At 65.1% G+C, this 20,592-nt stretch carries 19 protein-coding genes; 8 read left to right on the forward strand and 11 right to left on the reverse strand.

The annotated features are described in order from the left end of the window. Positions 1–80 precede the first annotated feature (80 nt). Positions 81–1,046, forward strand: a complete 966-nt coding sequence (locus tag LDH66_RS10760; protein ID WP_226481081.1) for an AAA family ATPase — start codon at positions 81–83, stop codon at positions 1,044–1,046. Here the strand turns inward: LDH66_RS10760 and LDH66_RS10765 are convergent. From LDH66_RS10765 to LDH66_RS10785, 5 genes are read right to left on the reverse strand one after another with little or no spacing between them, the layout of a single operon-like run. Further along, positions 1,035–2,417, reverse strand: a complete 1,383-nt coding sequence (locus tag LDH66_RS10765) for a hypothetical protein (protein ID WP_226481082.1) — start codon at positions 2,415–2,417, stop codon at positions 1,035–1,037. The two genes, LDH66_RS10760 and LDH66_RS10765, sit on opposite strands and share 12 nt — an antisense overlap. Then, positions 2,414–3,763 (reverse strand): DUF58 domain-containing protein, encoded by a 1,350-nt coding sequence (locus LDH66_RS10770; protein WP_226481083.1) that lies wholly within the window; start codon positions 3,761–3,763, stop codon positions 2,414–2,416. The genes LDH66_RS10765 and LDH66_RS10770 overlap by 4 nt, the downstream gene beginning before the upstream one ends. After that, on the reverse strand, positions 3,760–4,434 hold the full coding sequence (locus LDH66_RS10775) for a DUF7269 family protein (protein ID WP_226481084.1): 675 nt from the start codon (positions 4,432–4,434) through the stop codon (positions 3,760–3,762). The genes LDH66_RS10770 and LDH66_RS10775 overlap by 4 nt, the downstream gene beginning before the upstream one ends. Further along, on the reverse strand, positions 4,431–6,074 hold the full coding sequence (locus tag LDH66_RS10780; protein WP_226481085.1) for a DUF4129 domain-containing protein: 1,644 nt from the start codon (positions 6,072–6,074) through the stop codon (positions 4,431–4,433). Before LDH66_RS10780 ends, LDH66_RS10775 begins: the two co-directional genes overlap by 4 nt. Then, complete coding sequence (locus LDH66_RS10785) at positions 6,071–7,159, reverse strand: M48 family metalloprotease (protein ID WP_226481086.1); 1,089 nt, start codon at positions 7,157–7,159, stop codon at positions 6,071–6,073. Before LDH66_RS10785 ends, LDH66_RS10780 begins: the two co-directional genes overlap by 4 nt. A 271-nt stretch (positions 7,160–7,430) precedes the next feature. On the opposite strand from LDH66_RS10785, the gene LDH66_RS10790 reads away from it, so the two are divergent. From LDH66_RS10790 to LDH66_RS10800, 3 genes are all read left to right on the forward strand, one after another. After that, positions 7,431–8,045 carry an NfeD family protein gene (locus tag LDH66_RS10790; RefSeq protein ID WP_226481087.1) on the forward strand — a complete coding sequence of 205 codons (615 nt, stop codon included), beginning with the start codon at positions 7,431–7,433 and terminating at the stop codon, positions 8,043–8,045. 72 nt (positions 8,046–8,117) lie between these two features. Beyond that, positions 8,118–9,296 (forward strand): SPFH domain-containing protein, encoded by a 1,179-nt coding sequence (locus LDH66_RS10795; RefSeq protein ID WP_226481088.1) that lies wholly within the window; start codon positions 8,118–8,120, stop codon positions 9,294–9,296. A gap of 181 nt (positions 9,297–9,477) precedes the next feature. Continuing rightward, complete coding sequence (locus LDH66_RS10800; RefSeq protein WP_226481089.1) at positions 9,478–10,095, forward strand: winged helix-turn-helix transcriptional regulator; 618 nt, start codon at positions 9,478–9,480, stop codon at positions 10,093–10,095. A gap of 36 nt (positions 10,096–10,131) precedes the next feature. On the opposite strand, the gene LDH66_RS10805 is transcribed toward LDH66_RS10800, so the two are convergent. From LDH66_RS10805 to yjjX, 3 genes are all read right to left on the reverse strand, one after another. After that, positions 10,132–10,797 (reverse strand): HAD family hydrolase, encoded by a 666-nt coding sequence (locus tag LDH66_RS10805; protein WP_226481090.1) that lies wholly within the window; start codon positions 10,795–10,797, stop codon positions 10,132–10,134. Between the two features lie 115 nt (positions 10,798–10,912). Beyond that, positions 10,913–11,134, reverse strand: coding sequence for a DUF7123 family protein (locus tag LDH66_RS10810; protein WP_226007934.1), 222 nt, complete (start codon positions 11,132–11,134; stop codon positions 10,913–10,915). Positions 11,135–11,378: 244 nt separating this feature from the next. Further along, the gene (gene yjjX, locus LDH66_RS10815) at positions 11,379–11,903 is read right to left on the reverse strand and encodes an inosine/xanthosine triphosphatase (protein ID WP_226481091.1); all 525 of its coding nucleotides are present in this window, start codon (positions 11,901–11,903) and stop codon (positions 11,379–11,381) included. 219 nt (positions 11,904–12,122) lie between these two features. Between yjjX and LDH66_RS10820 the strand changes: the two genes are divergently transcribed. The 3 genes from LDH66_RS10820 (at position 12,123) to LDH66_RS10830 (ending at position 16,594) form a co-directional block, all read left to right on the forward strand. Continuing rightward, a complete protein-coding gene (locus LDH66_RS10820; RefSeq protein ID WP_006186429.1) occupies positions 12,123–13,103 on the forward strand; it encodes a transcription initiation factor IIB in 981 nt (326 codons plus the stop codon). 969 nt (positions 13,104–14,072) lie between these two features. Continuing rightward, a complete protein-coding gene (locus LDH66_RS10825; protein WP_226481092.1) occupies positions 14,073–15,245 on the forward strand; it encodes an MFS transporter in 1,173 nt (390 codons plus the stop codon). A gap of 437 nt (positions 15,246–15,682) precedes the next feature. Further along, positions 15,683–16,594 carry an NAD-dependent epimerase/dehydratase family protein gene (locus tag LDH66_RS10830; RefSeq protein ID WP_226481093.1) on the forward strand — a complete coding sequence of 304 codons (912 nt, stop codon included), beginning with the start codon at positions 15,683–15,685 and terminating at the stop codon, positions 16,592–16,594. A gap of 192 nt (positions 16,595–16,786) precedes the next feature. On the opposite strand, the gene LDH66_RS10835 is transcribed toward LDH66_RS10830, so the two are convergent. Next, entirely contained in the window at positions 16,787–17,230 is a 444-nt protein-coding gene (locus LDH66_RS10835; protein WP_226481094.1) for a universal stress protein, read from the reverse strand. 139 nt (positions 17,231–17,369) lie between these two features. Here LDH66_RS10835 and LDH66_RS10840 point away from each other — a divergent pair, with 139 nt between their 5' ends. After that, complete coding sequence (locus LDH66_RS10840) at positions 17,370–17,969, forward strand: GNAT family N-acetyltransferase (protein WP_226481095.1); 600 nt, start codon at positions 17,370–17,372, stop codon at positions 17,967–17,969. A 266-nt stretch (positions 17,970–18,235) separates the two neighbouring features. Here LDH66_RS10840 and LDH66_RS10845 read toward each other — a convergent pair whose 3' ends face one another. Continuing rightward, a complete protein-coding gene (locus tag LDH66_RS10845; RefSeq protein WP_425492915.1) occupies positions 18,236–19,717 on the reverse strand; it encodes a tripartite tricarboxylate transporter permease in 1,482 nt (493 codons plus the stop codon). After that, positions 19,717–20,253, reverse strand: coding sequence for a tripartite tricarboxylate transporter TctB family protein (locus tag LDH66_RS10850; RefSeq protein WP_226481097.1), 537 nt, complete (start codon positions 20,251–20,253; stop codon positions 19,717–19,719). The genes LDH66_RS10845 and LDH66_RS10850 overlap by 1 nt, the downstream gene beginning before the upstream one ends. Positions 20,254–20,592 lie beyond the last annotated feature (339 nt).

Raw genomic sequence — 20,592 nt, forward strand, 5'->3', positions numbered from 1 at the left:
TCGCCCGCTCGAGCGCTGCGCTCCCTCTCGATCGTGTCGGACGTCGTGAGATATAAGTTCACGGAGGGGCCGCTATCGGTATGTCAGTCCCCGACGCCGCGGCGACGACGGAGGCCGTCGTCGACGAGATCCTCTCCGCAGTCGTGGCCGATCGAACCGTCCTCGAGGAAGTCACCGCCGGCGTGCTCGCCCGCGGACACGTGTTGCTCGAGGACGTGCCCGGAACGGGCAAGACGCTCACCGCGCGCTCGTTCGCGACCGCGCTCGGCCTCGAGTTCTCCCGGATCCAGTTCACGCCGGACCTGATGCCCGCCGATATCACCGGCTCGTACGTCTTCGAGGAGGAGACCGGCGAGTTCCACTTCACCCCGGGCCCGGTGTTCGCGAACGTCGTGCTCGCCGACGAGATCAACCGCGCGCCGCCGAAGACCCAGTCCGCGCTGCTGGAAGCGATGGAAGAGGGACAGGTGACCGTCGACGGCGAGACCCACGACCTCCCCGACCCCTTCGTCGTCATCGCGACGCAGAACCCGGTCGAGCAGGAGGGTACCTTCGAACTGCCGGAAGCCCAGCGCGACCGATTCATGGTGAAGACGTCGCTCGGCTATCCCGACGCCGAGGGAACGCGCGAGTTGATCGACCGCCGGGCGGACCGCGATCGCCCGGACCCGACCGTCGAACCGGTCGTCGATCGCGAGCGAGTGCTCGAACTTCAGGCCGTTCCCGAAGAGATCACCGTCGAGGGCCCGGTCCGCGACTACATCGGCGAGCTCTGTCGGACCACTCGGACCGACGGCCGCGTCGACGTCGGCGTCTCGCCCCGCGGCGTCCAGCGACTGTTCGAGGTCAGCCGCGCCCGTGCCGCCCTCGAGGGCCGCGAGTACGTCGTCCCGGAAGACGTCAAACGGATCGCCGGCCCCGCGCTCGCCCATCGGCTCGTGTTGACCCCGGAAGCGAGCGTCGACGGGGTCTCCCGGCGCGCGGTCATCGACGCCGTCCTCGAGACGTGTGACGTCCCGGCAATGGAGCCGCCGTCAGCGGACTAACGCCCACGTTCCGACGACGACTGCGGCCACGGCAACGACCACGCCCGCGGTCGCCGGCACTGACAGCGTCGGCGCGAGCACCGTCGCCCCCGCCAGCCCGAGCGCCGCGACGGGGACGCCGACGGCCGCGACGCCGCCGCTCCAGCCGAGTCGCACGAGCTGTGGCCGGCGGGACGCCTCGGCGCCGATCTCGCTGGCCAGCGTCCGCCCGTAGCGACCGACGTCGTACGCGAACAGCGCGGCCGCGATCGGGACGAACGTCGCCGCGCCCGCCCGGACCGTCTCGAGGCCGAGCGTCACGGTATCGACGCTCGCACCGCTGACGATACCGCCCGCGGCGAGCGCGGCGGCGACCGCGGTGGCGGGACTCGGCGCCTCGTCCCGTCCGACTGCGCCCTCGTAGAGCCAGGCCGCCAGCCAGCCGATGCCGAGCACGACGGCCGTCGCACCGAACAGCGTCGCGACGAGCATCGTCTCGGTCCCCCCGACGCCGATCGCTATCGCGAACGGCAGTCCCACTCCCGGAATCGAGCCTGCGACGACCGCGACGGCGGCGTTCCGTCGGTTGCTTCGCTGTACCCACGCGCCTCGGACGGCGACCGCCACCGCGGCGACGACGAGAGCCGCCCCGGTCACGGCCGCGAGCAGTCCGCGGACCGCGACGCTGTCGGTAACCGCTTCGAGGACGGGCTCGAGCGCCGGGACGAGCGAGGAGAGCACCAGCAGTACCGACAGCCCGACGACCGCGAGCGCGGCCGCGAACCCGGCGAGCTTCGCGAGCGCGGTTCTGCTCGCGACGTACGAGTCGTACCTCGAGGGGACGGTAATCGCCGCGGGCGGGACCACGAAGAGGGCACACGCGACCGCGACGGGGGTGACGACGAGTGCGACGAGCAGTCCGGAGACGCCGTCGCCGGTGAGCCACAGGGCCGCGACAAGTACCGCCCGCGTCCCGCCCGCCGAATCGATGCCGAGCGCGAGTAGTGTACCCCCGCCGGCGAGGACCGCCGAACAGAGTGCGGCCCCGCCCGTTCGCATGAGCGCCGTCGGCGTCGGCTGACCGAGGACGGCACCGCAGACGGCGACACCGAGACCCACTCCGATGGCGGCCGAGAGACTCGCCACCGGCGCGCCCGCGAGGCCGACGACCGCGACGCCGGCGAGGACGGCGACCGGCAACAGCGCGGCCCCGATCGCGACGCGCCGGTACGACCCGCCGACGGCTCCGATTGCCGCCGCGAGACCGAATCCGACGGGGACGCCGACTGCGACCATCGGCTCGCGGACGGCCAACGCGGTCGCGCCGACCAGAGCGGCGATCGCGATCCCCCATCCGACGGTCGTCGGAACCCGGTCGTCCGGGACGCTCATCGGGTCGCCACCTCCCCGACGGCGTCGCGGAGTAACACGCCGAGCGATCGCTCTCGATTCCAATCCAGGACGCGAGCCCCGGTCGCACGGGCGCGAGCGAGGCGCGTCCCCCGCTCGAGGGCCGTCAGTCGCGTCGCGACGTCGTCGGCGTCGGCGGTGACGTCGGGAGAGACGACGCGAACGGCGTACCCTCGCGCCCGGAGCGCCTCGACGAGCTCGAGGGGCTCGTCGTCGACGAACGAGGAGAAGAGGTACACCTGCGCCTCGCCGGGAAGCGTCCGGGAGAGCGCCGCGGTCGGATCGTCCGTCTGCGTCCGGGTGTACGACCCGTGATCGGAGTCCGTCTGCGTCTGCATCGCGTCCAGCAGCGCCGTCGCTTCCCGCCTCGTCGCGGGACCGGTTCCCGGCGCGACGCTCGTCAGCCGCTGGTCGTGGATACCGACGATGCCGGTCGGATGGCCCGCGGCTACCAGCGTCTCGAACGTCCGCTCGGCGGCGTCGGCCGAGCGCTCGAGCGCGGGCACCCCGTCGGTCGTCGCCGCGTGGAACTGATTCGGCCGCGCGTCGACGATACAGACGATCCGCGTCGCTCGCTCGGCGCGGTACTCGACGGTCGCCAGCTCTCGCGTGCCGGCGTACCGCCGCCAGTCGATCGAGCGCACCGGATCGCCCGGCTCATACTCGCGGACGGCGTAGAACTCGAGGCCGCTGCCGCCCTCGTCGGTCGGGACCTCGCCCGCGTAGTCGTTCGTCCCGTCGCCGAGCCCCACCGTCTCGACGGCGGACGAACAGCGGATCGCGTCGTCGCCGTCGACGCTCGCCGTCCAGGTCTCGGCGACCGTGCCCGTGATATCGCGCGTTCGCACCGTTGCGTCGCCGAACGCGTGCTCGCCGCGCCGGAGTTCGACCTCGTACTCGAGAGTCGTCTCCGCGAGGGGCTCGAGCGTCTCGCAGGCGCGCGGCGAGCCGGAGACGACCGGCAGCGCGTCGGGAACGCCGTCGACGACGCGCAGATCGACGAGCGTCTCCGAGCCAGCGTTTCGGACGGTCGTCCGCACGGTCGCGGTGTCCCCGGGGTCGCCGGCTATCGCCCCTGCGTCGGATCGAGACGTCTCGTCAGTACCGACTGCCTCGCTCGAGGCGTCGTGAACCACAACGCGGCGGTGGACGCGCACCATCGCCGACTGATCGCTTCCCAGGACAGCCGCGGCGACGTACCACAGCGGGAGGGTGGCGGCGGCGACGAGGAGTTGACTCCCCACGGCGATGCCCAGTCCAGCGAAGGCGAGCGTCGCGGCGACGGCCCAGTCGCTGTCCGCGACCCGTTCGACGGTCCGTCCGGTCATCGGTCCACCCCCTCGCTCCGGGCCGTGCCGTCGTCGAGCGCCTCGATCGCCGCGAGCGTGCGACGGACGCGGCGGTGATACGCCGCCCCGGGGTCGACCGCGGCGCGCAGCCGTTCGCGGGGCGGCTGCGTGAGGTCCTCGGCGAGGAACGCGGCGGCGACCGGATCGTCGGTCCACGTCCCCGCCAGAATGGCCTCGCGGGCCGCGTCGGTCGCGAGTCCGCGTTTCGTCGTGACGACGCGGACCGCACCGTCGACGAGCCGTCGGCGAACGGCCGCGGCCGACTCGTTCCGACGACAGCGATACCGGCCGCCCCCGGCGGCGAGGAGGTCCCACTCCGTCTCGCGGCCGACCGACTGCTCTGCGTCGGTGTCTCCCGCTTCAGGCGGCGGCCCCTCGAGCAACTGCGAGCCGTCCGATCGGTCGGCGGTCCACGCCCACCAGCACGCGCCCACGGCGATCGCGGCTCCGAGTACCGGAAACAGCGTCGCGAACGGATACAGTATCACGGTAAGCGGTCGCACGGACGGCAGGAAGCCGCCGAGGATCACCGCTCCGATCGCCAGGAGGGCACCGGCACCGACCACTGCCGTCGCGACTCCCTCCGAATCGAGGGCCTCGAGTCGCCGCATCAGTCGCTGCCACGGTCCCGGTGACGAGCGGCGACTCATTCCGAACCCTCCTCGTCCGGATCGTGGTCGAGCAGGTCCCGAACCGTCGCTCGCGCCGCCGCCACTCGGTCCGGGGAGGCCTCGCGGCCGCCGTACTCGACGTCGCGAACGATCGCGACCAACCGTCGCACGTTCTCCGCCGGGAACCCGGCGGCGAGCGCGTCGCGAGCCACCTCGCCGGGAGTCACCGTCTCGCGGTCGTCCACCTCGAGTCGGTCGAGGAACGCGTGCCACGCCGCGCGGATCTCCGCGCGAGGCCCGCGGGGAGTGAGCGGTTCGGCCGCGAGGTCGGGGCCGTCGTCCACGGAATCGCTCGGCTCGTCGGACTCGTCGTCGCCCGTTCCGAACACGGCCGCGAGCACCGATCCGTCGCTGCCGCTCGACGACCGGCCGAGCGAACCCAGCGAGCCCAGCGACGGGAGGGTCACGAACGCGCGGCCGACCGAGGGGAGGGACAGACCGAGCGACGGGAATCCGCGACCGGCCCCGCCGAATTCGAGGCGCGGCAGCGAGATCGTCGGGAGCTGTATCGACGGCCAACTGAACTCGCCGATCCCGCCGAAGAGCCCGCCGAGCGCGTCGGCGAGGGCCTCGAGGACGTCCGCGAGCGCGACGAACAGACCGGTCGCTCCGGTTCCGCGCCGTCGCTCGCGGTTCGCGACCAGCCGGAGGTATGTCGCGACGCCGCCGATGACGAAGCCGGGCACGAACACGACGACCGCCGTCAGCCGGAGATAGAGGTTTCCGACGGTCGCCGACGCGCGCTCTTCGCCGACCTCGACCGTGACGGTCGCCTCGTCGCCGATCGGCAGCCAGATGTGGGTCCGCCCCTCGTCGCCGGTCGTCTTCGTCCCGCCGCTCTCGAGGGAGACCGTCGCGTCCGAAACTCCCTCTCCGCCAGCGGAGACCTGGACGGGAGCGGGCGAGCCGGGGAACAAGAGCGGTGAGATGAACTCGACCGTCGGTTCGGCGACGTCGACGGTCCGGTCGCCAGTCACTGGGCCGCGCTCGACGTGTAGCTCGACCGGGCCGGCGGTCTCCGGCATCGTCACCGCCGCTTCGCCGTCTTCGTCCGTCGTCGCGACGGCCTCCCCGTCGAGGGTCACCGTCGCGTCGGTCACCGGCGACTCTCCGACCGTCGCCGAGATGTCGAGATCTCGGGCCGGTGCCGCCCCGCCGCTGGTCTCGATCGTCGCGCCGGTCGGCACGTCGAACGTCCGCGAGCGGTTCACTTCGTGGATCGCGACGGTCATCTCCTCGGCGTACGGGACAGTGATCTCGCTCCTGCCGAACGTTCCGGCTTCCGTGACGTTTTCGCCGTTCACTGCGATCGTTTTGGTACTGAAGTGGCCGATAGGGCCGATATCGACGGTCACCTCGTTCCCTGGCTCGATCGCTCCCTCGATTTCGATATCGTGATCGTCCGTCGGCGGCGAATCAGTCGTCTCGTCGTCGACTTCCGCCGGCGTCGCGTTGAACTCCGGCCGGTCGTCGATCGACTCCCAGTCGCCGGCGACCGGCTCCCCGCCGCCGTCACCGGGACCGTCGAGTCGCGGATCCGCCGCGGGAAGGGCGCTCGCGATCGCGAGCAGACAGCACAGGCAACCGATCACGAACAGGAGCCGACGCGTTCCGGTCACGCTCGCCCCTCCAGTTCGGCCGCCGTCTCGTACAGTCGTTGCACGCGGGCGTCGACGGGCGGGTGGGTCGCGGAGCCGTCGCCGCCGACCGGTCCCGACGGCGTGGTGGCCTCGAGCCACGAGGTCACCCGCTCCCGGCGACGCGCGTCGGTCGTCGGCCGTCGGATCCGAGGTAATGACGTCGTGTCCTCGCCCGTCACGGGATCGTTCGGGACGATACACAGGGCGCGGGTCTTGGCCGTCCGGAGGTCCGTCTCCGGCGTCCCGGCCGTCTCGGCGAGGGTCACCAGCGCGCTCGCGAGGGCCATCGGGTTTCCGGTGATCCGGGCGGCCGCGGCGTCCGCGGCGAACTCCCGGGTCTGCGAGAGCGTTCGCGTCGCCCAGTCGGCGATGGCGGGGAACACCCACAGGATGGGCGCGACGAAGACGTAGGTCAGCGCGACCAGCGGGAGAAACCAGTACAGCGCGACCCGACCGCCGTCCGATAGCTCGCGGGGATCGACCAGCGCGCGCCGCGCGAGCCGCGCCGCGTGATACGCTCGATCGGCGACCTCGAGGAACAGCGTCGTGATCGTCATCAGCGTCACGTCCCGGTTGGCGACGTGGGCGATCTCGTGGGCCAGTACCGCCTCGAGCTCGTCGGCGTCGAGGGACTCGACCAACCCCGTCGTGACGACGATCGTCGCGTCGGTGAGCCGGCCGACGGTGTAACAGCTTGCCGTCTCGTCGGCGACGACGCGGACGTCGGGCTCCGGGATGTCGGTTCGCATCGCCAGCTGTCGCACCGTTCGAGCGACGGCGTGGTCCTCGTCACCGGTACTGCCGTGGGTTCCGGCGAGAACGCGTTGATAGCCGTAATACGTCTGTGCCACGAGGAAGCCGCCGATCAACGCCAGCGCTGTGAGGCGCGATACCGGCAACCGGACGAGGTCGAACTCGGCGGCTCCGTGCCGGAGGTAGACGATCGTGCCGCCGACGACTCCCGGTAACAGGACGCCGTAGGCCCACAGCAGCGCGAGGACGAACGCGGCCGTGATCGCGACGAACACGCCGAGGACGGCACCGATCCGCAGGCGAAGGTTCATGGAGGGCGCTCAGTCGAATTCTCGTCTCTGGGACCAAAAATTTTCCCCGAACGTTTCGGTCTGGTATCGAGTTTCGGTCACAGTTCGGCCACAGTCGTTCGTCGCCCTCGAGCGCCGCTGTCGACGACTTTCGGTCGATCGACCCCGGTTACTGCCGCCGGAGACTCCGCGGGACGGGGAAGAGTGGCGGACCAGTCGTCTTCGGGTTCCCGATCGAACCGCGCAGTGGCGCTGACAAACATTTAATTCGCGCGAGACTATAGCTCTACGTATGGTCGAATCCCTCGTAGGGAACGTGCCGCTCTTGCTCTTGGTAGTAGGTCTCGTGTTAATGGTACTCGAGGCCATCTCGCCGGGAGCGCACCTCATCGTCATCGGGATCGCCCTGGTCGGTGCGGGGTTGATCGGCGTGCTCTTCCCGCCGGCGGCGAACGTGCTCGTGCTGGCAGGGCTGACGCTCGCGATCGGTGCCGCTGCAGCCTACGTCTACCGCGAGTTCGACTTCTACGGCGGGAAGGGGACCGCCCGCACGACGGACTCGGACTCGCTGTCCGGCGCGACGGGCTACGTCACCGAGACGGTCACTACCCGTAGCGGCGAAGTCAAACTCGACGAGGGCGGCTTCGCCCCGTACTACAGCGCGCGGACGACCAGCGGAACGATCGAGGAGGGCGAGGAGGTCATCGTCATCGATCCCGGCGGCGGGAACGTCCTCACGGTCGAATCCGTCGGTGCGATCGGCGAGGACGAAATCGATCGCGCGCTCGCGCGTGACGAGGCTTCGTCGTCCGAGCAGGACGATCGAGAGGCCGCGGACGGCGGTGAATCGATGCCCGAAACCGAATCCGAGTCGGAGACCGAAACGGAAACCGAGAAATCTGGCTGAACCGTGCGATCCCTCCTCACATGTTGATGAAATAAGGGAACGCTTTTCTCCCCGCCGCCGTAACCTCGAAATATGATCGCCCAACTGTTCCCGATGCAAACCACCGGCGGTGCTCTGCTACTCGTCGGTGCGCTCGTCCTCGTCGTGGTCGTCGCCGCGCTCCTCAGCGCGATCGAGATCGTCGACGCCTACGAGAAACGCGCCCTGACCGTCTTCGGGGAGTACCGCAAACTCCTCGAGCCGGGGATCAACTTCGTCCCGCCGTTCGTCTCGAACACGTACGCGTTCGATATGCGGACGCAGACGCTAGACGTCCCCCGGCAGGAAGCGATCACCCGCGACAACTCGCCGGTGACCGCTGACGCCGTCGTCTACATCAAGGTGATGGACGCCAAGAAGGCGTTCCTGCAGGTCGACGACTACAAGAAGGCCGTCTCGAACCTCGCCCAGACGACCCTGCGCGCCGTGCTGGGCGACATGGAACTCGACGACACACTGAACAAGCGCCAGGAGATCAACGCACGCATCCGCGAGGAACTCGACGAACCCACCGACGAGTGGGGGATCCGCGTCGAGAGCGTCGAGGTCCGCGAGGTCAACCCCTCGAAGGACGTCCAGCGCGCGATGGAGCAACAGACCTCCGCCGAGCGGAAACGCCGTGCCATGATTCTCGAGGCCCAAGGTGAACGCCGCAGCGCCGTCGAGAAGGCGGAAGGTGACAAACAGAGCGAGATCATCCGCGCACAGGGTGAAAAGCAGAGCCAGATCCTGGAAGCGCAGGGTGACGCGATCTCGACCGTCCTGCGCGCGCGCTCCGCGGAATCGATGGGCGAACGCGCCGTCATCGACAAGGGCATGGAGACGCTGGCCGATATCGGCCAGGGCGAGTCGACGACGTTCGTCATGCCCCAAGAGCTCACCTCGCTGGTCGGGCGCTACGGCAAGCACCTCTCTGGTAGCGACGTCAAGGAGAACGGTCACGAACTCGAGAGCCGCGACTTCGACGACGAGACGCGCGAACTGATCGGACTAGACGACATCGCCGAGATCATCGGCGAGATCGATCAGGAAGCGGACATGGACGTCGAAGCGATGGAGCAGGAGGCCCAGGCGATCAAGGAAGGGAAGGACCCGGCGGAGATCTCGGATCCCGACGAAGTCATCGAGGAGATGGATCAGGACTTCCAGAGCCAGGCCGACGGCGGCACCGAGATGTCGGTCGACGAGGACGAACCCTCCACGAGCGACTGATCGGTCGTCAGGGGACGTCCCGTCGTCCATCGCACCGTCGTCCGAATTTGTTTTTCTGAACGACGGCCAGTAGCTGCTCGGACTCGGTGCTAGTTATTGTATTACTAACCAGTAATATTCGGTGAACAAAGCGGAGCGAAACCTGTTTTACGGGTGGCCCCCTTGTGGGCGGTAGGTAGTTATGACAAAGCCCGACGGGGTCGACGACGACAAACGAGCGACCCTGCGCCGATTCGCCGCCCTCGGTGCTGCCTCCCCGCTGGTCGGACGCGCCGACGCAGCGGCGGCTGATACGGGCGAAAGCGACGCGCGAGACGCCATCGCGGGCTATCTCTCGACGACGCCCGGCGCACACTTCTCGAAGATCCGGGATGACCTGCAACTCGGGACTGGCGAGACCCAACACCACTTGCGTCGACTCGAGGACGTCGACGCGATCGAGCGCTATCGCGACGGCGACTACAAGCGATTCGTCACCGCCGGCCGCTTCGACGAGTTCGAGAAGCGAGCCCTGGGGTACCTCCGTCGGGAGACGCCTCGCGGCATGCTGATCGAACTCCTCCTGAACTCCGAGGCCACCGCCGGCGATCTCGCCGACGCGCTCGACGTCTCGCCGCCGACGGTGAGCAAGTACGCCGGCGAACTCGAGGAGGCCGGACTACTCTCGCGGACGGATGGCTACGCGGTCGAACGGCCCGAGACGGTGCTGGTCCTCGTGGTCCGCCACGCGGATTCCTTCGGCGATCGGGCCCGAGCGCTCGCTCGAGACGCGGATCAGTTCCTCACGTACCAGGGCTAAGAGACTATTACTCGGCAGTAAGTACGTATTACTCCGTCACGACGAGTCGGTCGACGCGACGAGCGACGGCAATTCGGTCAGCGACTCGAGTTCGTGCGTCGCATTCGGCGGCCGCTCCAGATCGCGGTTGTGCGGCCGTCGGAGGAAGGCGGTCTCGAGGCCGGCCGCTCGCCCGGCCGTCACGTCTTTCGGGGAGTCGCCGACGTAGAGACCGTCGGTAACGCCGAGGCGGTCGAGCACGTCGTCGATGTAATACGGGTCGGGCTTGCGTCGCTCGTAGCCCTCGAACGTGGGGTCTCGCCCGCGAACGACGTCGAAGTCGAACCCGACGTAGTCGGCGACGAACTCGGCCGTTTCGTGCCTGTTGTTAGTCACGAGGCCGATCGTCGTCCGCTCGCCGAGGTCGCGAATCGCGTCGATATCGTCGTAGGTGCCGCGCTCTCCCGATCGGAGCCGGTCGTGAGTGCCGCTCGAGGCGTAGGTCTCCTTCAGTTCCCAGAACCGCGCGGGATCGACCCCGAGCGCGCGACAGTGCTCCCTGATCCGTTCCCGATCGTGATCGTTGAAATCGCGACGTTGATTTGGCGTCGGCTCGGCTCCCAGATCGGCGAGCGCCGCGTCGGCGGCGTCGGCGTACACCTGCGGGTCGGTCCGCGGCCCCTCGAGAATGACCCCGTCCATGTCGAACAGTACCGTCGTCATGTCCCGATACTGGGCGCTCGTCCCAAAAGAGGGTTCGGCGTCGCGACGGCCGTCGCTGGTCGCTCGTGACGATCGGTAAAATACGAAAAGAACGCACTGAGTCGCCGTCGTGAGCCTAAATATCGACTTTCCAGGTCGTACTCGAGGAGTAACCCCATTTTTCGATCTCGACGTCGTAGTCACCGTCCTGGAGTGCGGTGATGTTCGAGCCGACCTCCTTCGCCGTCATGCCGAGCTCCTTGCCGATGAGGCGGGATTTGAAGTACGTCTTCGTCGCCGCGTTGTTTCGGAGGTACTCCAGAATCCGCTGTTGTTTGCTCGTGAGGTCGGGGGCCATTGCAGTGCTCATACACGACCGGATGACAGGAACGCCCTTAGGGGGTTTGGTACGCGCGGTTAACCCGCTGCCGTCGTGCGGTTTGATCCGAGAGTAAGAGACCAATAACCGACCGGAAAGGTTTCGTTGGTACGCCCGGTTAATATATATCGTTTCGTGAGTATCGTTTGTTCGTGATCGTTTCCGGCCGAGGGGATTCGGTCGCCGGGTTCGGACGACGGCGATCCGTCGCCGTGATCGACAGTCACTCATCGATGTCGTAATACTCTGTTAGGAAGGGACCGAACGAACAGGCAACCGCCTCGCCGAGCGCTCTCGGTCGATCGGTCAGTCCGTTCGTGAACACGCCCACCGCGCCCTGTGCCTCGGCGAGGTCCTCGGTCCCGAGGAGACCGTCCATCACCGATCCCAGCTCCGCTCCGTCCGCGAGCCGCTCCGCGACGGCCTCGGGGAGCCGAAGCGTCGGCCCGCCGCCGCGCTCTATCCGATCGCCGTCGGTCACGGCGCACCACATGATCAGGGAGAGGCCCGTCGTCCCCTCGAGTCGAGCGACCCCGCCCTCGAGGCCGACGCCGTACTCCGCGTCGGTCGCCGCGAGCGCCCGCCGGGCGCGGTTCTCCGCACCGGTGACGGTCTCCTCGATCGACCGCGGTTGTTCGTCGACGCCGGAGTCGACGTCGACGGCAGTCACGGTCGGTTCGTAGCGGTCGAGCGTGCGTTCGACGGCGGCGATCTTGGCCGGGTTCGTACTACCGACTGCGAGGTCCATAGCGGCCGTTCGATCGGGACCGGTTTGGTGGCTGTGTTTCCGACTGACTCCCCAGCTTTAATGTTTCTATCTATCATGCCCTTTCGCCCGAATTACCGGTTTTCGCGGGATGTGTGACCGAGATTCCGAAACCCTTAACCCTCGAGTCTCTGAACGTGGGAGGTAACGGAACCGTCCGGGCTTTTGCGATCGGTTCGGCCGGGCAGCAATCGCCATCGTATGACTAACGCACCATCGAACACGAGAGTACGACGTAGCGAACCCGAAACGAACGAACAGGAGACCGAAAGCGAGGAGCAGGATCTGGCCTGTCCCGAGTGTGCCGGCAACCTCGTCGTCGACGACGAGCACGGCGAGACCGTCTGTGAGGACTGCGGACTGGTCGTCGAAGAGGACTCGGTCGACCGCGGCCCAGAGTGGCGCGCGTTCGACGCCGCCGAGAAGAACGAGAAGTCCCGCGTGGGCGCACCCACGACGAACACGATGCACGACAAGGGACTCTCGACCAACATCGACTGGCGCAACAAGGACGCCTACGGGAACTCCCTCGGATCGCGCCAGCGCGAGAAGATGCAGCGCCTGCGCAAGTGGAACGAGCGCTTCCGAACCCGTGACTCCAAGGAGCGGAACCTGAAGCAAGCGCTCGGCGAGATCGACCGGATGGCCTCCGCGCTGGGCCTCCCGACGAACGTCCGCGAGACCGCCAGCGTCATCTACCGGCGCGCGCTCGACGAGGACCTCCTCCCGGGCCGTTCCATTGAGGGCGTCTCGACGGCCTGCGTCTACGCCGCCGCCCGTCAGGCCGGCGTCCCCCGAAGTCTCGACGAGATCGCGGACGTCTCCCGCGTCGAGAAGAACGAGATCGCACGCACCTACCGCTACGTGGTCCGCGAACTCGGCCTCGAGGTCCAGCCCGCCGACCCCGAGAGCTACGTCCCCCGCTTCGCCTCCGGACTCGAGCTCTCCGACGAGGCCGAGCACCGCGCGCGAAGCCTGCTCCAGAACGCCAAGGAGAAGGGCGTCCACTCCGGCAAGTCCCCGGTCGGCCTCGCGGCCGCCGCGGTCTACGCCGCCGCACTGCTGACCAACGAGAAGACCACGCAGGCCGCCGTCTCCGACGTCGCCGACATCTCCGAAGTCACCATCCGAAACCGCTACCACGAGCTCCTCGAGGCCGAGGAGACCATCGGGATGGCGTAACGAACGCGTCTCGGACCGCGACCGCTCGCTGTTTTCCGCCGTTCGATCGACATCAGGCCGATACTCGTCGTTTCCGTTCTCGCGTTACGACCGACCGAGTCTCCGTGTAGTCGGTCTCACGATCGGTGTTGTGGCAGCCACGGCTACTCGCGAGTCGGATTCGGCGTCATCGCTGGCTGTCAGAGAGCGACCGATGCGTGACTCGTTCCGACACCTTGGATGGGGAGACCGTTCTCTCGTCGCGAGCGACGGATTTTCACTGCCGAAATAATAGATACTATATCTGGTATATCCCTGGTATACTCATATATATCTCATTTAGTTACAGTGCGATATCGAGAACGGGAGATCTACCACTCCGAGTAGATACGTCGTTTAGGGACTAAAGCGGATGTCTGACTCTCGACACCACATAAATTTCTAATATTTTTACTATAATAAAAACACACTCGTTTACAAAAATGCCATTTTAATACTAAATGACTAGATAATCGGCTATATATTTCCGAGAAGAGTCGCCATACGGGATGTTAAATGGACGTTCTAACCTGTAGTTCGATATGCTTGGCTAAAACATATTATTCCATCTATTATCTACTTTCTTATCTAGTCCGCGGATTTTCCCCCTCTCGATCGGGGGAGAGATGGCCTAACGCGACGTGATCGACTCCCTGGAACGCACCTTCGGCCGCGCCCTGAACACTGCGGCAACGTGCCCGCGGGCGCGACGGATTCGTAACTGACCCTCGGATCAAGATGCGTTCAGAGGTCGAACACGTCGATCCCCGTCCGTTCGTCCAACTGATGCGTGAGAGAGGAGCAATTAACATTGTCCTTCGCCGGTCTCGAGTTGTCCCTCGCATCCCGCGGCCTGGTCGCAGGGTTCGGAAATGTCTCCCCGTCGAGTCGGGGTCTCAGATCCGTTCCGAAGTGTTTAGATGATCGCTCGGTGAACCGTGAGTCCCGGTGATGGATTGGCAGTACCGCGAGACGGTGTTAGCCGTCTGTACGTTCGCGCTCTTCGTAACGGTGTTCGGTCGAGTAGCGGTTAGCCCGGTCGTTCCCGAGATCGCAGCCGAGTTCGGGCTCTCGAACGCGCTGATCGGTGCCGCACTGACGGGAATGTGGTTGGCCTACGCGCTCACTCAGTTCCCGAGCGGTGTTCTCGCCGATCGGTACGGCGAGCGCGTGATCATTCTCACGTCGATCTGTGGAACCGGACTCACCGCGCTCGTGATCGCGGGCGCGCCCGGGTTCGGCGTCTTCGTGCTCGGAACCGTGCTGCTCGGGGCCGTCGCCGGACTCCATTACAGCGTCGCGACGGCCCTACTGACGCGGATCTACGACGATATCGGAACCGCGATCGGTGTTCACAACGCCGGTGCGCCGTTGGCCGGCCTGGTCACGCCGGTCGCCGTCTCGTGGGTCGCCGTCCGTCACGGATGGCGCCTCGCCGTCTCGCTCACCCTCATCGTCGCGCTTCCGATCGTTGCCCTCGCTCTCCGGCGCGTCCGCCCGACCGAGCCCCGTCGCCCCGAGCGATCGCTACGCGAGCAGTTCGCCCCGGAACCGATCCTGCGAGTGCTTTCCCGTCCGACGGTCGTCTTCACCGGCGTCATTGCGATCGTCGCAGAGTTCACGTGGCAGGCGATGGCGTCGTTCCTTCCAACGTTTTTCACCCAGTACCACGGCTACTCGACGACGGTAGCGGGAGTCCTCTTCGGCGCGTATTTCCTCGTTCAGGGGGTGTTGCAGATCGGCGTGGGGATCGTTGCCGATCGGTTCGGCCGAGACCTCGCGACGGGTGGCTGCATGCTTACCGGTATCGTCGGGTTCCTGTTGCTCGTCACCGGATCCAAACTCGCCCTGATCGCGGCCGGGACCCTCCTCCTCGGCCTAGGGATGGGGTGGGGAGCGGCGGTCTTTCCGAGATTCATGGACCAGCTCTCGGACAACGAGCGGGCCGTCGGGTTCGGTCTCTTCCGAACGGTATACATGACCGTCGCGGCCAGCGGCTCGGTTGCCGTCGGACTCCTCGCGGATCTGTTCGGGTGGGGCGTCGCCTTCGGATTCCTGACCGTCCTCCTCGGCCTCGTCTGCGGACTGCTCGCCGCCAATCGACTGTTTGGTCTCGACTACTGAGCCGTCGTCCGTCCGGACTGCGGTCTCCTCTCTTCGAAGGGAAATGGCGACGGCAGGTACCGTATTCGATCCGCGTCTCCGACTGCTGGCGTCGGTCCCGCCGCGATCGGTTCGGTCCGGTCTCGCGGTCTGTCCTCTGGTGCGGTCTCGGACCCGGTTCCGACACTCGTTGTGACCGACGATTCGATAATATTGAAATCGAATCCGGAAAGACGGACGCACTTTCCCCTGTTTTACACTCCTATGTCAGTAATACCAGTGTCACCGCGTACCAACCGATTTCGATAATATTGAAACAGAGATGTGGTCGTGAACGGACTCTCAAGCGGATCCGGTCCCGTCGAGCCGATGCACCGCGCTCAAGCGCGACGAACACGAGATCGCGACACAGGCTCGAGAAAAACTTATATACATCTCTTTCGTACGTCCCTTTATCGATGGATAAGCAACGCGTTCTCGTTACGGGACCGTATGGCGAAGCCGGGGAAGCGATCCTCAATCACCTGCTGGACGACGACCGGTACGAATTCACGTTCCTCAACCGAAGCGACCATCCGGAGTACGAGACTCACGTCGCCGACATCGCCGACTACGAGGCGATCCGTCCGGCGTTCGAGGGACAGGATGCCGTCATCCACCTTGCCGCACAGTCCGACGCCGGTGCCGAGTTCGAGGACGTCGTCGACCCGAACATTATCGGTACGTACAACGTCCTCAAGGCGATGGCGGACGCGGGCGTCGAGACGCTCATCTTCGCGTCCTCTCAGCGTGTCATGGGGCTCTATGAGGAGGACCACGCGCCCGAGCTCTACGAGGAGGACTACCCGAGCGAGTTCGATCCGTTCAGACTCACCCACGAGACGCTCCCGAAGCCCGACGGCTACTACGGCGCGACGAAGATGTTCGGAGAGCACATCTGTCGGACTCACGCCCGACGCGACGGCGCTCCGAAACAGGTGTACTCGCTTCGCATCTCTAGCGTCCGAACGGAGAAGTACGACCACCCCTACGGCGACGCCGAACGCGGCGTCGACCGCGGCGAGGAACACCAGCTCGGCGACGACGACGAGGTCTGGGACCAGTCTCAGACCGGCTCGTGGGAGCGCGGCAGCGAGGAGTACGAGAAGATGGTCAAGCGGCTGAAGGCCTCCTGGACCTCCCAGCGAGACTTCGCACACCTCCTCGACTGTTGTCTCGAGGACGAGTCGGTGACCTACGACACGTTCTACGCGGTCAGCGGGAACGCCGCTCGCTGGTTCGGCATCGAACACGCGAAGGCCGTTCTTGGGTACGAGCCGCGGGATGACGCCTCGGAGTGGGAGGGTCCACCGGCCCGTGACGACGAGTAATCAGTCTATTACACCACGGGGTCGGTGAGAGCACGAGGCCGCGGTGACGCGAGTACTAGTTCCGGTGGTAACGCGAGTACTAGTTCGAAGGCGAGTGAACGACGAGCGATCGAAGACGACCACGCGACCATCACTCGCACGATTGCCGTCGAGTTCGACCCGAACGGGATCGGCGTCGCGCGTCCCTCTTGATCACTCGGATTTCGTCGTTATCGTTACCGGGCCGTCGAATCGGAGCAGGACCGACTGCGCGATGTCGCCGAACAGGGCTTTGCCCGTCGGCGACCGCTTTCGCCCCGAGACGAACACGTGGTCGCAGTCCTCCTCAGCCGCGACTTCCAGAATTTTCTTCGGCAAACTTCCCGCCGCACCGAGCGTCCTGACGGTCATGTCGCCACCGAACGCGCGGTCTGCGATTTCTTCCGCTTCGGACTTCGCTTCCGCCTCGATCATCTCGATGGTCGGTGCCTGATTCCCCTCTCGCGCGTCGTTGCGCACCTCTCGCTGGTACTGGTCCCGATCGATGAACTTGCAGACGACGAGTTCGGTGTCGGTACCGGTCGCGTACCGATTCGCAGCGTCTAGCAGTCTTTCGTCCGTGTCTCCGTCGGTTAGCACGACTAATGCGCGGTGCATAGTCACAGTTGAATCGCTCATCACAAAAATCTACGTTTCCGATCATCTTCGGCTCGGCGATGGACCGCCGGGATCGAACCACAGCGCGTCGAAGACGTTCCCGAGAACGTTTACGTCCGTTCTTGACTTAGCGTTCGGTATGACTTCCCGACGCGAGCCGGATCGTTGTTCCTACTGGGACAACGACGAGTGCGTGGGAACGGCACGCTGCCCGCCGCGGTGCCCCCGGTTTACGGACGAGCGGGGCGTTCCGTCGTTGGTTCGACCGTACCGGACGGACGATTTCGAGGCGCTCGCAGCGATGTACGAGGACTTCGACGAGTCGGTCGCGACAATGGGACTTCCCCCGTTCACGCGGTCCCGAATCGAGGACTGGATAACGGAACTAACGAGTGACGGCTGGAATCTAGTGGCCGTATCGAGCGATCGCATCGTCGGACATCTCGCCGTCACTCCCGCCAGCGCCCTCGATCCCGAGTTCGTCGTCTTCGTCCACACTGACTTCCAGAACAGGGGTATCGGCGAGGAGTTACTCAAACAACTCGTCGCGTACGCCGACGCCGGCGGCCACGAAGCACTCCGACTCACCGTCGCAAACGAGAACCAGCGAGCGATCTCCGTCTACGAGAACATCGGCTTCGAGACGGTCGATCAATCGGCACTGAACACGGAAATGCAACTCTCCCTGGAACGCCCCCTCACCGACCGCGTCCAGCGTCCACCAGCCGACCGAGATTAGCACTGAGTTTCCCGATCGCGGGCCTCTTGAGACGGAGGAGAGCAAGCCGAAATCCGAGACCGGATCGGAGAACGAACGGCGTTTCGAGGATATCGAATCGTCTTCGATGAGCGGCGGGAACCGAGGACTGAGTTGCGGCGGTTCCGACCGCGGAGACCGGAGCCGACTATCCGAGACTGTTCCGCGCGAAACCGGGACCCTCGTAGCCGACCTCACCGCTCCGCTGGGGGTGAACAAAGCGGAAGAATAGACGGCTCGTATTGGTGTTACTCTCGAACTGCCCGTACCGCTGGCGTGATGATCGTCGCCGCGCTCAACAGAAGGACGATGACCACGATCGGGCTAGTGTAGAAGATGTCCAGCGATCCGTTAGAGAGGACGAGCGACCGGCGGAGGTTCTCTTCTGCGATCGGAGCGAGGATCAGCCCGAGCACCATCGGTGCCAGCGGGTACCCGCGTAGCCGCATTACGTATCCTAGGCCACCCGCGGCGAGCATGATCCACACGTCAAAGACGTTTCCGCGGAGCGCAACCGCCCCGATCATGCAGAGGACGAATATCACGGGCCAGATGAGCGACTCCGGAATGTTGATCAGTCGTGCCCAGTAGTTCGCTCCGAGGAGCCCGAATATGAGGATGAACACGTAAATCAAGAGGAACCCGACGAAGATCGTGTACAGGAGACCGGTCTCCTCTTGATAGAGTTCCGGACCCGGCTGCACGTTGTGGACCAGCAGCGCGCCGATGAGGATGGCCGAGACGGAATCGCCCGGGATGCCGAGCGTGAACGTCGGGATCAGCGCGCCGCCGGTACTTGCATTGTTCCCGGACTCCGCTGCGGCGACGCCGCGGATGTTCCCCTCGCCGAACGCCGGGACTGCGTCTTTGAGCCACCGCGTGGCTTCGTTGTACGTGATGAAGGCCGCAATATCGCCCCCCGCGCCCGGAATGGAGCCGATGAGCGAGCCGAGGATTCCGGATCCGATCGAGACCGGTGCGATAGATTTCAGGTCGGCTATCGACGGAAAGACCCCCTCAATCTCCTGATTGACTCGATCCTGTTCGTCGCCGATCCCCTTGGAGTACTTCCGTAGTCCCTCGGCGATACCGAACAGGCCGATCATCACGGCGATAAATTCGACACCGGTGAGGAGTTCCGGAATGCCGAACGTAAACCGCTGATGGCTCGTCACGGGATCGATACCGACCGTCGCGATGAGCATCCCAAGCAACCCGGATATCATCCCCTTCGGGAGCGAATCGCCGCTTACGTTGGCAATAATGGTCAGTCCGAAGACCGCCAACGCGAAGAATTCGGGTGACCGGAATCGGAGTGCGGCGTCCGCGACGATGGGTGAGAAGAGCATGAGCACAAGAACGCTGATGATCCCGCCGACGAAGGATGCGACCGTGCTGACCCTGATCGCCCGTCCGGCCTCCCCGTTCTGTGAGAGCGGATACCCGTCGAAGATCGTCGCCGCCGCGGACGGCGTCCCCGGCGTTCGGATCAGGATCGCCGGGATAGAGCCCGCGTAGACCGCACCACCGTAGATTCCCAAGAGGAGCATCATCCCGTTCGCGGGCTCCATTGTGAACGTAAACGAGAGCATGACCGCGATGGTCATCGTTGCAGTCATCCCTGGGATCGATCCCATGAGGATCCCGAGGAGAATCCCTGCGATCATCAGGATGAGTATGATCGGATCCATCACATTAGCGAATCCCTGAAGAATATGTTCGACTACCATTATATCACCCCGAGCGGCAGGTGTGGAAGGAGCCTCGAGACAGGGATAGTCCCCTCAGGCAGCCTGACCATGAAGATTCTACTGAAAACGTAAAACAGCACGATCGGGAAGACAACTGAGATGAATCCAATCTTGAGTTTCGAGCGCACGCCGGAGTAGTAGAGGACGACTGGCAGGATCGCCATCGTCGCGAGCAGAAACCCTGCGACTGACATCAGAAGCACGTATCCCACCAAGAGGCCGATGATGATCGCAGGGGGAAGCAGGTCGTACGTACTCATCTCGAGTTCCGTATCGTCGTCAGTGATAATATCGATGATCGAGAAAACGATAATTGCGGCAGACAGGATAATCGGGAAAAATCCTGCACCGAGTTCTCCGCGGTCGGGGAATTGATTCGCAGAGTAGATGACTATGAGAGAGAACAGTATGAATAGTATCGAAAGCGGATTCGATTTCACGCTGTCCGCGTCGATTTCGCGAATGTTCCTTGTTACTTTTTTTATAACCATTAATCTCCGGTCCTCGTAGTACACTGGCTACCACAGACGCGCATAAATTTATTGGTCTACGGATTCCAGAACGGCGACCCGTTGCTTTGCGTTTCGTCTCGTTTTTCGGTGGTCTCGATGGTTTGTGGTGACGGGACTGTCGGCGGTTAGTCGGGTCGGTTGCAACGTATACCTGATCGATATCCTCCTGATCGGCGTTCGCCGCAGCCAGGCTCACAGCGATCTATCGAGCGTCCTCGTTCGCGAGGATTTATCACGCTCGTCCTCGCTCAGAGTGGGCGGACCACCCGATCCGATTGCGACGTGCTTCGGCCGTACTCACACGTCCAGTTAGACTGATCAATGGGTTTAATTAGGAGTCCG

Source organism: Natrinema amylolyticum, assembly GCF_020515625.1.
Lineage (GTDB): Archaea > Halobacteriota > Halobacteria > Halobacteriales > Natrialbaceae > Natrinema > Natrinema amylolyticum.

Excerpts from the sequence above, each read along its gene's own strand:
- LDH66_RS10760 (WP_226481081.1), top strand. The coding sequence starts at position 81 with ATGTCAGTCCCCGACGCCGCGGCGACGACGGAGGCCGTCGTCGACGAG.
- LDH66_RS10765 (WP_226481082.1), bottom strand. The coding sequence starts at position 2,417 with ATGAGCGTCCCGGACGACCGGGTTCCGACGACCGTCGGATGGGGGATC.
- LDH66_RS10770 (WP_226481083.1), bottom strand. The coding sequence starts at position 3,763 with ATGACCGGACGGACCGTCGAACGGGTCGCGGACAGCGACTGGGCCGTC.
- LDH66_RS10775 (WP_226481084.1), bottom strand. The coding sequence starts at position 4,434 with ATGAGTCGCCGCTCGTCACCGGGACCGTGGCAGCGACTGATGCGGCGA.
- LDH66_RS10785 (WP_226481086.1), bottom strand. The coding sequence starts at position 7,159 with ATGAACCTTCGCCTGCGGATCGGTGCCGTCCTCGGCGTGTTCGTCGCG.
- LDH66_RS10790 (WP_226481087.1), top strand. The coding sequence starts at position 7,431 with ATGGTCGAATCCCTCGTAGGGAACGTGCCGCTCTTGCTCTTGGTAGTA.
- LDH66_RS10795 (WP_226481088.1), top strand. The coding sequence starts at position 8,118 with ATGATCGCCCAACTGTTCCCGATGCAAACCACCGGCGGTGCTCTGCTA.
- LDH66_RS10800 (WP_226481089.1), top strand. The coding sequence starts at position 9,478 with ATGACAAAGCCCGACGGGGTCGACGACGACAAACGAGCGACCCTGCGC.
- LDH66_RS10805 (WP_226481090.1), bottom strand. The coding sequence starts at position 10,797 with ATGACGACGGTACTGTTCGACATGGACGGGGTCATTCTCGAGGGGCCG.
- LDH66_RS10810 (WP_226007934.1), bottom strand. The coding sequence starts at position 11,134 with ATGGCCCCCGACCTCACGAGCAAACAACAGCGGATTCTGGAGTACCTC.
- yjjX (WP_226481091.1), bottom strand. The coding sequence starts at position 11,903 with ATGGACCTCGCAGTCGGTAGTACGAACCCGGCCAAGATCGCCGCCGTC.
- LDH66_RS10820 (WP_006186429.1), top strand. The coding sequence starts at position 12,123 with ATGACTAACGCACCATCGAACACGAGAGTACGACGTAGCGAACCCGAA.
- LDH66_RS10825 (WP_226481092.1), top strand. The coding sequence starts at position 14,073 with ATGGATTGGCAGTACCGCGAGACGGTGTTAGCCGTCTGTACGTTCGCG.
- LDH66_RS10830 (WP_226481093.1), top strand. The coding sequence starts at position 15,683 with ATGGATAAGCAACGCGTTCTCGTTACGGGACCGTATGGCGAAGCCGGG.
- LDH66_RS10835 (WP_226481094.1), bottom strand. The coding sequence starts at position 17,230 with ATGCACCGCGCATTAGTCGTGCTAACCGACGGAGACACGGACGAAAGA.
- LDH66_RS10840 (WP_226481095.1), top strand. The coding sequence starts at position 17,370 with ATGACTTCCCGACGCGAGCCGGATCGTTGTTCCTACTGGGACAACGAC.
- LDH66_RS10845 (WP_425492915.1), bottom strand. The coding sequence starts at position 19,717 with ATGGTAGTCGAACATATTCTTCAGGGATTCGCTAATGTGATGGATCCG.